The 12,609-nt window shown below is 63.2% G+C and carries 16 protein-coding genes and 1 pseudogene; all 17 read left to right on the forward strand.

Features of this window, described 5'->3' with window-relative positions; genetic code table 11:
• The 17 genes and pseudogenes from ACJA3S_RS08620 to ACJA3S_RS08700 all read left to right on the forward strand — a co-directional run bounded on the left by ACJA3S_RS08620 (position 1) and on the right by ACJA3S_RS08700 (position 12,601).
• Complete coding sequence (locus ACJA3S_RS08620; protein WP_021785548.1) at positions 1-207, forward strand: phage head-tail joining protein; 207 nt, start codon at positions 1-3, stop codon at positions 205-207.
• Complete coding sequence (locus ACJA3S_RS08625) at positions 204-1,697, forward strand: phage portal protein (RefSeq protein WP_406821500.1); 1,494 nt, start codon at positions 204-206, stop codon at positions 1,695-1,697. Before ACJA3S_RS08620 ends, ACJA3S_RS08625 begins: the two co-directional genes overlap by 4 nt.
• Positions 1,694-2,851, forward strand: a complete 1,158-nt coding sequence (locus ACJA3S_RS08630) for a head maturation protease, ClpP-related (RefSeq protein WP_406821501.1) — start codon at positions 1,694-1,696, stop codon at positions 2,849-2,851. The genes ACJA3S_RS08625 and ACJA3S_RS08630 overlap by 4 nt, the downstream gene beginning before the upstream one ends.
• 2 nt (positions 2,852-2,853) lie before the next feature.
• Positions 2,854-3,201: a head decoration protein gene (locus ACJA3S_RS08635; RefSeq protein ID WP_186678573.1), complete on the forward strand. Its 348-nt coding sequence runs from the start codon at positions 2,854-2,856 to the stop codon at positions 3,199-3,201.
• A 63-nt stretch (positions 3,202-3,264) separates the two neighbouring features.
• Positions 3,265-4,260 carry a major capsid protein gene (locus ACJA3S_RS08640; RefSeq protein WP_406821502.1) on the forward strand — a complete coding sequence of 332 codons (996 nt, stop codon included), beginning with the start codon at positions 3,265-3,267 and terminating at the stop codon, positions 4,258-4,260.
• 2 nt (positions 4,261-4,262) lie between these two features.
• Complete coding sequence (locus tag ACJA3S_RS08645) at positions 4,263-4,577, forward strand: hypothetical protein (RefSeq protein WP_406821503.1); 315 nt, start codon at positions 4,263-4,265, stop codon at positions 4,575-4,577.
• Positions 4,574-5,236 (forward strand): hypothetical protein, encoded by a 663-nt coding sequence (locus ACJA3S_RS08650; RefSeq protein WP_406821504.1) that lies wholly within the window; start codon positions 4,574-4,576, stop codon positions 5,234-5,236. The genes ACJA3S_RS08645 and ACJA3S_RS08650 overlap by 4 nt, the downstream gene beginning before the upstream one ends.
• Positions 5,229-5,762 carry a hypothetical protein gene (locus ACJA3S_RS08655; RefSeq protein WP_406821505.1) on the forward strand — a complete coding sequence of 178 codons (534 nt, stop codon included), beginning with the start codon at positions 5,229-5,231 and terminating at the stop codon, positions 5,760-5,762. Before ACJA3S_RS08650 ends, ACJA3S_RS08655 begins: the two co-directional genes overlap by 8 nt.
• Positions 5,759-6,319, forward strand: a complete 561-nt coding sequence (locus ACJA3S_RS08660) for a phage baseplate assembly protein V (protein WP_406821506.1) — start codon at positions 5,759-5,761, stop codon at positions 6,317-6,319. The genes ACJA3S_RS08655 and ACJA3S_RS08660 overlap by 4 nt, the downstream gene beginning before the upstream one ends.
• Before the next feature lie 42 nt (positions 6,320-6,361).
• Positions 6,362-6,595, forward strand: coding sequence for a hypothetical protein (locus ACJA3S_RS08665; RefSeq protein ID WP_406821507.1), 234 nt, complete (start codon positions 6,362-6,364; stop codon positions 6,593-6,595).
• Between the two features lie 4 nt (positions 6,596-6,599).
• A complete protein-coding gene (locus ACJA3S_RS08670) occupies positions 6,600-6,926 on the forward strand; it encodes a GPW/gp25 family protein (protein WP_406821508.1) in 327 nt (108 codons plus the stop codon).
• On the forward strand, positions 6,923-7,804 hold the full coding sequence (locus ACJA3S_RS08675; protein ID WP_406821509.1) for a baseplate J/gp47 family protein: 882 nt from the start codon (positions 6,923-6,925) through the stop codon (positions 7,802-7,804). The genes ACJA3S_RS08670 and ACJA3S_RS08675 overlap by 4 nt, the downstream gene beginning before the upstream one ends.
• On the forward strand, positions 7,804-8,412 hold the full coding sequence (locus tag ACJA3S_RS08680; protein WP_406821510.1) for a phage tail protein I: 609 nt from the start codon (positions 7,804-7,806) through the stop codon (positions 8,410-8,412). The genes ACJA3S_RS08675 and ACJA3S_RS08680 overlap by 1 nt, the downstream gene beginning before the upstream one ends.
• Positions 8,405-9,496 (forward strand): annotated as a pseudogene (locus ACJA3S_RS08685) (phage tail protein); the annotation flags it as partial. The gene ACJA3S_RS08680 and the pseudogene ACJA3S_RS08685, both read left to right, overlap by 8 nt.
• 822 nt (positions 9,497-10,318) lie before the next feature.
• On the forward strand, positions 10,319-10,948 hold the full coding sequence (locus ACJA3S_RS08690; RefSeq protein WP_406822223.1) for a glycine-rich domain-containing protein: 630 nt from the start codon (positions 10,319-10,321) through the stop codon (positions 10,946-10,948).
• Between the two features lie 5 nt (positions 10,949-10,953).
• Complete coding sequence (locus ACJA3S_RS08695; protein WP_406821511.1) at positions 10,954-11,352, forward strand: phage tail assembly chaperone; 399 nt, start codon at positions 10,954-10,956, stop codon at positions 11,350-11,352.
• An 82-nt stretch (positions 11,353-11,434) separates the two neighbouring features.
• Entirely contained in the window at positions 11,435-12,601 is a 1,167-nt protein-coding gene (locus ACJA3S_RS08700) for a phage tail sheath subtilisin-like domain-containing protein (protein ID WP_406821512.1), read from the forward strand.
• Positions 12,602-12,609 lie beyond the last annotated feature (8 nt).

Genomic DNA, 12,609 nt, shown 5'->3' on the forward strand with positions numbered 1-12,609 from the left:
ATGGCATACACCCAGGCACACCTCGCGGCTGTCGAAGGTGCGATTGCCCGTGGCGAACGCATCGTTCGCTACAGCGACCGCACCGTCGAGTATCGGACGGTGGACGAACTCATCAAGGCCCGCGACCTGATCCGCACTGAGCTGGCCCAGGCAGCAGGCCGACGCTCTCGCGTGGTTCGGCTCTACCACGGAGGTAAAGGCTTGTGAGCGGCCGCTATATCTCCACGCGCTCTGGCCTGCTGGTACCGGAGCGCATCAAGGCCAGCTACGAGGGCGCCGCCGAAGGGCGGCGTTCCTCTAACTGGGATGCCCCTGATATGGGGCCAAACAGCCTCATCATGCCCGCTCTGCGCAACCTGCGTTCGCGTTCGCGGGCTGCGGTGCGCAACGACCCGTATGCGGGCAACATTATCGACAAACGGGTCAGCAACCTGATCGGTACCGGCATCACGCCTCAACCGCGCTTGCTGGACAAGGCGCTGCGCAAGGCGATGCAGGTGCTGTGGGAGGATTGGGTGGACGAGTCGGACGCGGACGAGCGCACCGACTTCTACGGTCAGCAGGCCCTGGTGGCGCGTACGGTTGAGCAGTCGGGCGAGTGTTTCGTCCGCTTGCGGCCACGCCGACTGGAGGATGGGCTGGCGGTCCCGCTGCAGGTGCAGTGCCTTGCACCTGAATTCGTCCCGCACGACAAGTTCGAAGTGACGCGGTCTGGCAACGTCATCCGCGCCGGGATCGAGTTCAACAGCATCGGACGGCGCGTTGCCTACTGGTGCTACCGCAACCACCCGAGCGACAAGGCCTCGCTCAACGCCGGCTACAACCCTTTGGTACGCGTCCCGGCCGAGCAAATGTTGCACATCTTCGAGCCCTTGGAGCCCGGACAATTGCGCGGTGTGCCTCGACTCGCGCCGATCCTCAAACGTCTGCGCAGCTTGGACAACTACGACGACGCGGTGCTGTTTCGCCAAGAAGTGGCGAACCTGTTCGCGGGCTTCGTTCGCAAGCCCGCGCCGGAAGGGCCAGGGCACCCGCCGATGGACATGCTGACCGGCGCACCGGTTGTCCATGACCGTGACGCGTTCACGCCCATGGTGGCGTTGGAGCCCGGCACCATGCAGGAACTCGGGCCGGGGGAACAGGTAGAGTTCTCCGATCCGCCCGACGGCGGCAACAACTACCCCGACTTCATGCGGCAGCAGCTCATGGCTGCAGCTGCAGGGGCAGGCCTGCCTTACGAGCTGATGACCGGTGACATGCGCGATGTGAACGACCGGGCGATTCGCGTGGTGCTCACCGAGTTCCGCCGCCGCTTGGAGCAGTTGCAGTTCCAAGTGTACGTCCACCAGTTGTGTCGCCCTGTGCGAGCCGCATGGATGGACATGGCTGTGCTGGCCGGGGCGTTGGAACTGGACGACTACGTGATGCGACGGCGCGATTACCTGCGCACGCGGTGGGTGCCACAGGGCTGGGCCTACATCCATCCCGTTCAAGACGTTCAGTCGCGGATGCTCGAGGTGGGGGCGGGTTTCGCCTCGCGCACGGAGATGTGCCTTCGCTCCGGTACGGACGCGGAAGTCGTGGACGAAGAGAACGCCGCAGATATCGCCCGGGCCAAGGACCTGGGCCTCAACTACAGCAGCTTGTCGGCCATCAAGGATGAGCCGGATGAGCCCGACGAGAAGGGGAAAACATGAAACCGTTGATGCCGTTCCGCATCTTCAACAAGGCCAAGTCCATGCCGCAGGTCGAGGATGGGCACTGGTACAAGATCGCTGCAGCCACCGAAAGCGAGGCCGGGTCCAAGGTCATTGAGGTTTATGTCTACGGCGAGATTGGCGCCTGGGGCATTACCGCGAACCAGTTCATCCAAGACCTGAAGGCGGTGGACGATGGCGTTTCGGAAGTGGTGGTGGCCTTCAATACCAACGGCGGCGATCTGTTTGAAGGCCTGGCGATCCACAACGCACTGAACCGGCTGGGTGAGCGCTGCACCGGTCGGGTCGATGCTCTGGCTGCCAGTGCCGGCAGCGTGGCGGTATGTGGTGCGCACCGCGTGGTGATGGCATCGAATGCCATGCTGATGATCCACAACCCCTACACCTGGGTCGGCGGCGATGCCGAAGACTTGCGGCGGGTGGCGGATGTGCTCGACCAGGCGCTTGAGGCCATGATCGCTGCTTACAAGGCTAAGGCGCCGGACATCGATGACGCTGAGCTGCGGCGGCTGGTCGATGCGGAAACCTGGCTCACCGCCCAAGAGGCCCTGGACCTGGGCTTGGCCGACGAGATCGGCAACGGTGTCAAGGTCCAGGCTTGTTTGGGGCAGGGTGCCACCCTGGCGCGGTACCGAAACACCCCGCAGGCGTTGTTGGATCAGCTCCAGGCCAGCCAGGCCGAGCCAGAAACCCCGAGCGAGCCCGCTCCGGACAATGAACCCCCAGCTCCCACCGCGGCTAACTCGACGGCGTTGGCGTTGATGATCACCCAGGCTTGTGCGAAAGCGGGCATCAGCAACCTGGTCGAGCCGCTGATCGCATCGACCAAGCTGGCTGACGAAGCCACGGTCCAGGCAGCGTTGACCCGCGCTAAAGCCGTGCGAGATCTCTGCGTAGCGGCGCGCTTGCCAGAGATGGCGGTCGAGTATGTCGGTGCTGGCCTGGACGCGACCGTGGTGAGGGCGCGGCTGTTCGACAAGCTGGTCGGCTCGGGCAAGGGCTTCGAGATCGACAACACACTTCCGCCGGCTGCAGATGAGCCTGAGAAGGTCCAGGCGAAGTTACCTAATCCCCGCAACATCTGGTCTGCGCGACAGCAGGCCGCTCAACAACGCACCGGCAAAGGAGCCTAAGCATGAGCAAAAACTATGTGGAACCGGTGCATGCCGGTGAATTCCTGCTGTCCGAGGGCGCAGGGAAGATCTCCCGCGAAGTCATCGAGCTGGCACCTGGTGCTGCCTTGGTGGCTGGCCAGCTTCTCGGTCAGCTCACGGCCTCCGGTCAATTCGCTCCATACAATCCCGAGGCTGCAGACGGCAGCGAGACGGCCAAGTGCATCTTGTTTGCCTCCGTTGGCGAGTCCGACGTAGCCCGGCGCGGGCGTGCGGTAGTGCGCTTGGCCGAGGTGAGCGAGGGGCTGCTGACCGGCCTTGATCTTGATGCCGAGAAAGCCCTGGCCGCGCAGTTCATCATCGTTCGCTGATAGCGAGCCAACCCTTTTTACAGCCCCGCCTAGTGCGGGGTTTTGCATTTCTGGAGGGCCTTCATGGCTGACATCGATATCTTTGAAGACAACGCTTTCTCGGTTCCTGCGCTCACTGTGGCGATCAACGAGCAGCCTTTCGTGCCTGGGCGCCTTGCCGAGCTGGGGCTGTTCGAGGAGGAGGGTGTGACCACCGTGACCGTGCAGGTCGAGAAGGATGGCGACACGCTGGCGTTGGTGCCAGCGGGCGAGCGGGGTACTTCGGGGCTGGTGGTCAACGGTAGCAAGCGGATCCTGCTGCCATTCAACACCGTTCACCTGCCCGAGCGCTTCGCCATCAAGGCGGACGAGATCCAGGGCATCCGCGCCTTCGGTGAGCAAACTGAGCTTCAGGCGGTACAGGACGTGGTCAACAAGCGCCTGGCGAAGGCCCGTCGGCAACTGGATGCTACCCATGAATTCCATCGCATGGGGGCGCTGAACGGCTACGTGCTGGATGCGGACGGCAAGACCGTGCTGCTTGATATCTATGCCCGCTTTGCCCTTGCTCCAATCGAGATCCCGATGGAGCTGGCCAACCCAGACACCAATGTCCGAGTGAAGTGCGTGGATGCACTCGATGCTCAGGAGGAAGCCTTGGGTGCTGCCACCACCAGTGGCGCTCGTGCCTTTTGCGGGAAGAACTTCTGGCGAGCGCTGATCGGACACAAGAGCGTTTCGAAAACCTACGAGGGCACCCAGTACGCTGCAGCGTTGCGGGCTGACGGTCGCGAAACCTTCGAATTCGGCGGCATCACCTGGGAGCGCTACCGAGGCAAGGTTGGCGGAATCGCCTTTGTCGCGGACGACGAGGCGCGTCTGGTTCCAGAAGGTGTGCCCGGCCTGTGCATCACTCGCTTCGCACCGGCTGACTACATGGACACCGTCAACACCGAGGGCCTGCCGTACTACAGCCAGTTGGAAATGATGCCGTTCAAGAAGGGTGTGGCCGGTGAGGCCCAGTCGAACCCGCTGCACCTGGTGACCCGTCCTCGCGCCATTCTCCGCTTGAAGCTCTGACCATGGCTTTCCGGGACCTGATAACCGACGTCGACGCCACAGTGTTCGAGATCCTGGGCGACACCGTGCTGATCGAGGGGCGTGAGGTGCTGGGGATGTTCTCAGCCCCTTGGCTGCAGCCCAAAGTCGGCCAGATAAGGACCGCGTTGCGTGAGCCCCATCTGGTCATCCGGGTACAGGACAACTTCGGCATCGAAGTGAAGCACAAGGTGTCCTTCAACGTGCCGGCGGAGGATGGCGGCGGCAATTACCTAATCACTAGCATTGAGCCAGGTGGCGACGGCCTAGTGACGCTCATTCTGAGGAAGTCGTTATGAGTGTGGGCAGCTACCACAAGCAGTCAGCCAGCAGCGGGTTGATCTCGTTGCAGGCCGACCCGCAGGACGTGAAAGGCTTCAAGGACTTCGCGAAGCTGGTGCCCAAAGCGGTGGCGGCGGCTCAGCGAAGGGCCGTGAACAAGGTGCTTCGCTGGCTCCGCACGCATATCGCTCGCGATGTTGGCCGGCAGGAGCGGATAACCATCGCTGCCGTGAGACAGCGCCTCAAGGCTTTCCCAGTGTCCAGCAATGGCCAGGGGCGGCTGTGGTTCGGCATCAACCCCATCGAAGCCAGCCGAGCTGGCCGGCCTCGACAGTCCCGTTCGGGCGTGTCGGTTGCTGGACGCCGCTACAAGGGAGCGTTCTTCAAGCGGGTTTATGGGGGTGGCCCCGATATCTGGATCCGCACGGCCAGCAAGCACTTCGATGCGAAGGACTACCCCGACAGTGAGCTGTCAGGTCGGGGAGGGCGCCGGACGGGATGGGTTGCCGAGAACGACAGTCGCTTCCCCCTGGCCAAGGCCAAGATCTCGCTGGAGGAAGTCCGGCCGCATTTCGAGGCCTGGACCAATCGAGCGCATGAACGGCTGCTGGTGGTGATGGAGCAGGAGCTGAACTTCGAACTGCAGAAATACCTACGGAGAACAGGCAATGGATGACGGCCCGATTCCTCTCGGTGCGGTGTACGCCGCTATCGAGGAGCACATCAAGGACGCGATCCCCGGCCTGGCCTATGTCGGGACCATGCCGGAAGGCATCGAAGTGGTGACCCCACCAGCTGTGGTGCTCGAGTTGGTTGGGTTTGGGGACGCCGACAAGGATCCTGGCACGGGCGAGGTCGCAGTCGAGGCTCGTTTCGAGGCGCGTGTCATCGTCGGGCAGGAGGAACCCAACTGCTTGCACGTCGCAGCATTCGTTGCGGCGCAGCTGGCGGTGCTGTTGCGGATGCAGTCCTGGGGCCTTCCGGTTGAGTTGGCTGAGTTCGTACGGGCCGAGCGCGACTGGAGCCGTCCTGATCTGGATAGCTATGCAGTTTGGGTCGTTGAGTGGAATCAGGTCATCTTCTTGGGCACTGAGGAATGGCCCTGGCCGATCCAGCCCCCGGGCAGCTTGGTCTTTGGGTTCAGCCCTGACACCGGCCCAGGTAGCGAAGGGCAGTACCAGTCGCCGGAGGCCATGGAATGAGTTACGCCAGTGCGCAGCATGACCGGATGCTTTCCAGCATGGTCATCCCGTGCCGGGTGGTGGCAGTCGACCTTGCCGCTGCGATGGTGCGGGTGACCGATGGCGGAGATTGGACCAGCGCCTGGGTGCGGTGGCACAGCCAGGCAGCGGGTAGGGCGCGTCACTGGCGTTCGCCCAGTCTGGGCGAGCAGGGCGTGTTGTTCAGCCCCAGCGGCGAGCCTGCCCAGGGCACATTCGTGCCGGGCCTGTACGGCAACGCCGGTGCGCAGCCGGACAACCGCGATCACGTCGAAGCCTGGCGCTTCCCCGACGGCGGTCAGCTGGTTTACGACTGGCAGGCCGGCAGCTACACGATCAAGGTGCCCTCCGGCACGGTCACGGTCGAGGTCGGTGGCACGAAGGTGGTGGCCACCGACAACGCCATTACGGCACAGTCCACCAACATCACCCTCACAGGTAACGTGCGGATCGTTGGGCCGCTGGCGGTGACCGGCGATATCAATGGAGGTGGCCGGATCATCGACACGGCCGGCAACACGGCTAACCACAAACACTAATCCCAGCCCGCAGACGCGGGCTTTTTTGTATCTGGAGGAACCATGGCTAAGCCAGAAAAAGACACGCCTCAAGCTCCGGTGCCAGACACAGCTCATAAGAGCGAGCCGCCGAAGTCGATCACCTTCCGCGACAAGGAGTACACCTGGCGCATGCTGATTCTGCCGGACAAGCGCTCACTCACGGTGGAGCGGGGGCAGGTGGCGGTCGACGGTGACGACGCTGTGGCGCTGGCCTTCTTCCGCAAGCGCCCGGACTTCGAGCAAGTACGGGAGTAGGCCCATGATCGGAATGGATCGCCGCACGGGGCAGCCGCTGTCCGGTCTGGATCATTTGCGGCAGTCCATCGAAGACATCTTGACGACCCCCGTCGGTAGCCGTCGCATGCGTCCGGATTACGGCAGTCAGCTACGGCGTTACGTCGACCTACCCGTCAATGAAGGGTGGAAGAGTGCGGTTCAGGCCGAGATCGCCCGGGCGTTGGGCCGCTGGGAGCCGCGTTTACAGCTGGAGCGAGTCCGGGTAACGGCGGTACTCGACGGCCAGATCACGATGTCTCTGGTGGGGACCTACCTGGGTGATGGCGTGGTGCTGGAGGTGAGCGCATGAGCACGATTGATTTGTTGGCCTTGCCTGCGCCGGAGGTGCTAGAGGCACTCGATTTCGAGGAAGCCTACCAGGCCGACCTGGCCCTGTTCCGCGAGGCGATGGGGGAGAACTGGTCGGCGGCTCTCGAGAGTGACCCGATCACCAAGCTCCTCGAGCTTGTGGCGTTTCGGCGGGTAGGCAACCGGGCGCGAGTCAACGACGCCGGCAAGGCGCTGTTGCTGGCCTACGCCAAGCGCTCGGACCTCGACCAGCTGGCCGGAAATGTTGGCCTGCAGCGCCTGGTGATCCAGGCAGAAGACCTCGACGCGGTACCGCCCGTGCCGGCGGTATTTGAGGAAGACGACGCACTTCGTGAGCGGGTGCAGTTGGTATACGAAGGCCTGACCACGGCCGGGCCGCGAAACAGTTACATCCTGCATGCTCGCAATGCATCAGGCCTGGTGGCAGACGCGACGGCGGAAAGCCCGGCTCCGGCCGTGGTGGTCGTCACGGTGCTGGCCCTGGAAGGCAATGGGACTGCCACTCCGGAGCTACTGCAGGCGGTCGATGCCTACCTCAATGACGACGACATTCGGCCCGTGGCTGATCGTGTCACTGTGCAAAGCGCACAGATCCTGACCTACCGGGTCGACGCGAAAGTGTTCATGGGTGGCACCGGTCCAGAAAACGAGGCGGTGCTGGCCGAGTGCCGGCGCCGGTTGGCGGCCTGGATCAACCCCCGGCGTCGGCTGGGGGTTGAGGTTGCCCGCTCAGCGATCGATGCCCAGCTGCACATCAGCGGAGTGACCCGCGTGGAACTGCCGGGTTGGGCGGACATTCGGCCAACTAAGGCTCAGGCTGCCTGGTGTGAAGGGTTCACTGTAGAGCGGGGTGACTGATGAACAGTTTGCTTCCGCTCAACAGCACCGAGCTGGAACGGGCAGTAGAGGTCGCCTCGGTCGAGCTGACCGAGGTACCGCTGCGCACCTTGTATAACCCCGACTCTTGCCCAGCCCATCTGCTGTACCAGTTGGGCTGGGCATGGTCGGTAGACCGCTGGGACGAAGAGTGGCCTGAAGCGGTGAAGCGCTCGGTGATTCGCTCGTCGTTCTTCATCCATTCGCGCAAGGGCACCATCGGCGCGTTGCGCCGCGTGGTGGAACCGTTCGGCTATTTGATCGAGGTTGTCGAGTGGTGGCAGACCGTGCCCGAGGGTGTACCGGGCACCTTTGCGCTCAAAGTCGGCGTAGCCGACGAGGGGATCAGCGAAGAAACCTACCAAGAACTGACATGGCTGATTGATGACGCCCGGCCAGTTTCCCGACACATGACCGGGCTGGCCATCAGCCTGGAAACCACTGGCGCCATGTACTTGGCCCCTTCCGTTTATGACGGCGACGAGGTGGACGTCTTCCCGCCGCAGTCGGTTGACCTTGCGGTCTCCGGCGAGATTGGCCGTGGTGGCCGTGATCACATTATTGACTACCTGGACGTTAACTATGGTTGACCAGACTTCACAGTTTTACGCGATCTTGACCAACGTCGGGGCCGCGAAGCAGGCCAACGCGGATGCCCTGGGCGTTCCCTGGACCTTCTCACAGATGGGCGTAGGCGATGGCAACCCGACCGGGCTTGAAAATCCGCCGCTGCCCATGCCGACCTCTTCGCAAACTGCGCTGCTGAACGAGTGGCGCCGGGCGCCGCTGAATCAGCTCAAGGTCGACCCCAATAACGCGGCCGTGATCATCGCGGAGCAAATCATTCCGGCTGATGTGGGCGGTAAGTGGATTCGCGAAATCGCCCTGTACGATGCGGACGGCGATATGGTGGCGGTGGCCAACTGCCCACCAACCTTCAAGCCGCTGCTTAGCCAGGGCTCGGGGCGTACCCAGGTGGTACGGGTCAACCTAATCGTCAACAGCTCCAGCAATGTGCAGCTCAAGATCGACCCGTCCGTTGTGCTGGCCACCCGCGAATGGGTAACCGAGGAACTGGCAAAGCAGGACTTCAAGCACTCGGTGGTCGCCGCTACCACGGCCGCCATCAACCTGAGCGGCCTGCAGACGGTCGACGGCGTGGCGCTGACTGCCGGCTCGCGGGTGTTGGTGAAGAACCAGGCCGCCGCCAAAGACAACGGCCTGTACCTGGTCGTCGCCGGCGGCGCTTGGACCCGCTGCCCTGATGCGGACACCAGCGCCAAGGTAACGCCGGGTCTGCTGGTACTGGTGGAGCGCGGGACGGTCAACGGCGACAGCGCGTGGCAGTTGCTGACCAATGCGCCGATTACCTTGGGCGTAACCGAGTTGGCGTTCGACATGGCGTTCGGGCGCACAGGCGTGGCCGAGGGCACCTATCGCAGCGTGACCGTGGACAAGTACGGCCGAGTCGTCGCGGCGATCAACCCGACCACGGTGGCGGGCTACGGGCTGACCGATGTCTACACCAAGACGCAGATCGACCAGTCGCTGGCACTCAAGGCGAACTTGGCGAGTCCGGCCTTGACCGGTATCCCGACGGCGCCGACACCGGCGGCTGGTACCAACACCACGCAGCTGGCCACGGCGGCGTTTGTGCAAGCCGCCATCGCTTCGTTGGTGGCATCTTCGCCTGCTGCCCTGGATACGCTGAATGAACTGGCGGCGGCGCTGGGGAATGACCCGAACTTCGCCAGTACCATGACCAACGCCTTGGCGCTTAAGGCGCCCTTGGCCAGTCCGACCTTTACCGGCGACCCCAAGGCGCCGACGCCGGCCGTTACGGATAACGACACGTCCTTGGCTACTACAGCGTTTGTGCGTAGCGTGTTGGCGCGTTATGGCCTGGCGACCAACACAGCTTATGTCTGGACCGGCAACATAGACCAGATCACCGAGACTGGAGTTTACGCGGTATCGAACGGGGCCACAGGTACGCGACCAAAGACCCCGGGCACGACTGTCGATATTGTGGCTGGCGAAATTCTTCACTTTGAGCGAGACGCCACCAACTGCGCGGTTCAGTTTTGGGAATCGCTGACCGGGGGGGTCGACGCCCCTGCAGGCGGCAAATCCGGGTTGACGTTCAAGCGCTCGCGGGTAAGTGGTGGTGAGTGGTCTGCCTGGGGGCAGGTCTGGGATAGCCTCAACACCCCTAAACAGGCTCACCCATTAGATCAAACTGCTGGCGCCATGCTGACGGTAGGGGCATTTGGCGTTGGTTTGGGCATCATTAGCACCGAGACCGATTTGAACAATTACAAGGTGCCTGGTAACTACCTGACACCTTTTTCGGGGGTGACGAACCTTCCTGATGGGTGGTCCCCGAGCCGTCGCTATAGCTTGGTTGTCGAGGGCTATTCCGCCAGTAACTACTTGGTCCAGCGCATTACCGACGGTCTTCCACAGGGTTACATCCCGGTGGTTGCCATGCGCGTGATGCAGACCGTGAACCAGTGGACTGAGTGGTATGTGATCCCTGCCAGCAACACATTGCCGTTTCGCGGGACGGCGGTTATCAAAACGGCCGGGGTCACTGCTTGGGTGGTGCCGCCTTTCGTGAAAAAGGCCTGGGTGACCGTGATTGGCGGCGGTGGCGGCGGTGGCTGCTCGATAGTTGCCAACAACATTGGCTCGGGTGGCGGTGGTGGCGGGGGGTTGGCGCAGCGCCTTGTCGACTTGACCGGCGTAGCGAGTGTATCGGTGACCGTAGGGACAGGCGGCGCGGGTGCCTCGGTGGCTGGTAGCGCTGGTGGCGCAGGCGGTACGTCGTCCTTTGGCGCTTATCTCTCCGCAACGGGCGGCGCGGGAGGGGGTGGTAATAGCCCCGTCGGTAACGCCCCGGGTACCGGTGGACGAGGCAGTGGCGGCGACCACAACACCTCACTAGGTGCAGGCTCACCAAACTACGTCATTCATGGCGGGACGGGCGGTGGTCCTGGCCCGCGTGCGACACAAGCCTCTGTGCCAGGCAGTGATGCACTTGATGCGGGCGGCGGTGGTTCGGGCGCCCAACCTGGCCAACCTGGCGGCAATGGTGCTGCTGGGTGCGTGATTATTCAGTGGTGATGACTATGTGGGCACGTTTAGAAGATGGCGTCGTGGTTGAAACGACAGACATTGACCCGGAGGGCCGCTACCACCCTGACTTGAAATGGCGCGCTTGTGCCGCTCAGGTGCAGCCTGGTTGGCTGTACGCCAATGGCGTGTTTTCCGAAAAGGTCGAAACCGAGGAAGAGCGCCGCGCCGCTGAAAGGCTATGGCGCGACATCGAGCTGGCCGCGCGGCAATGGCTGCGCGAGCGTCACCGCGACGAGCAAGACCTGGGGCGGCCTACCACGCTCAGTAATGAGCAGTTCGCCGAACTGCTGGCCTACCTGCAGGCGCTGCGCGACTGGCCCCAGGCAGAAGCCTTCCCAGCCTCCCAGCAGCGGCCGACGCCGCCCAACTGGATCGACCTGTACACCCAATGACGCCCCGCACTGACGGGGCGTTTTCTTTTCTGCTGTACCACCTGGCCCTGCTTTGCGGGGCCTTTTCACATCTGGAGTAAACATGGCTGGATTCTTTCACGGCGTTACCGTAACGAACGTTGATAACGGGGCGCGCACCATTGCCTTGCCATCGTCCTCGATCATCGGTCTGGTCGACATTTTCACCGAGGGGCCGGACGCGACTGCCAAGGCCAACGATTTGGTGCTGATCACCAGCGAGCGGGAAGCCGTCGCTGCCTTCGGCCCGGCCTCGGCCATCACCAAGGCGTGCAAAGCTATCTACGCCCGTGCCAAGGCGGTCATCGTCGCCTGCGGCGTTGCGCAGAAGGAAGATCCCGCTGAGCAGATCTCCGCGATCATCGGCGGCACCTTGGCCGACGGCAAGCGTACCGGCCTGCAGGCGCTGCTCGACGGCAAGAGCCGTTTCAACGCACAGCCTCGACTGCTGATCGCGCCCAAGCACAGCGCGACCGCTGCGGTGGGTACCGCGCTGGTGGGACTGGCCGACAAGCTGCGGGCCGTTGCGATCATCGACGGCCCTGGTACCACTGACGAAGCGGCCATGGCGTATGCCGGCAACTTCGGCTCCAAGCGTGCCTTCATGGTCGACCCTGGCGTGCAGTACTGGGACACCGACGCGAGCGCGACCGTTGATGCGCCGGCCTCGGCCTACACCGCCGGCCTGTTCGCCTGGACCGACAGCGAGTATGGCTTCTGGGCCTCGCCGTCGAACAAGGAATTCGTCGGTGTCACCGGCACAACCCGCCCAGTCGAGTTTCTCGATGGTGACGACACCTGCCGCGCCAACCTGCTGAACAACGCCAACATCACCACGATCATCCGCGACGACGGTTTCCGCCTGTGGGGCAACCGCACTTTGTCGAGCGATCCGAAGTGGGCCTTCGTGACCCGCGTGCGGACCATGGACATGGTGATGGACGCCATCCTGTATGGCCACAAGTGGGCGGTGGACCGCTCGATCACCGCGACCTATGTGCAGGACGTCACCGAGGGCCTACAGGCCTTCATGCGCGACCTGAAGAACCAGGGCGCGATCATCAACTTCGAGGTCTTCGCTGACCCCGAACTGAACACAGCCAGCCAGCTGGAGCAGGGCAAGGTGTACTGGAACATCCGGTTCACTGACGTTCCGCCGGCCGAAAACCCGAACTTCCGTGTTGAAGTCACCAACCAGTGGCTGACCGAAGTCATCAACGCTGTCGCCTAAGGAGCACA

The organism is Pseudomonas sp. KnCO4, assembly GCF_045344305.1.
Taxonomy (GTDB): Bacteria; Pseudomonadota; Gammaproteobacteria; order Pseudomonadales; family Pseudomonadaceae; genus Aquipseudomonas; species Aquipseudomonas anuradhapurensis.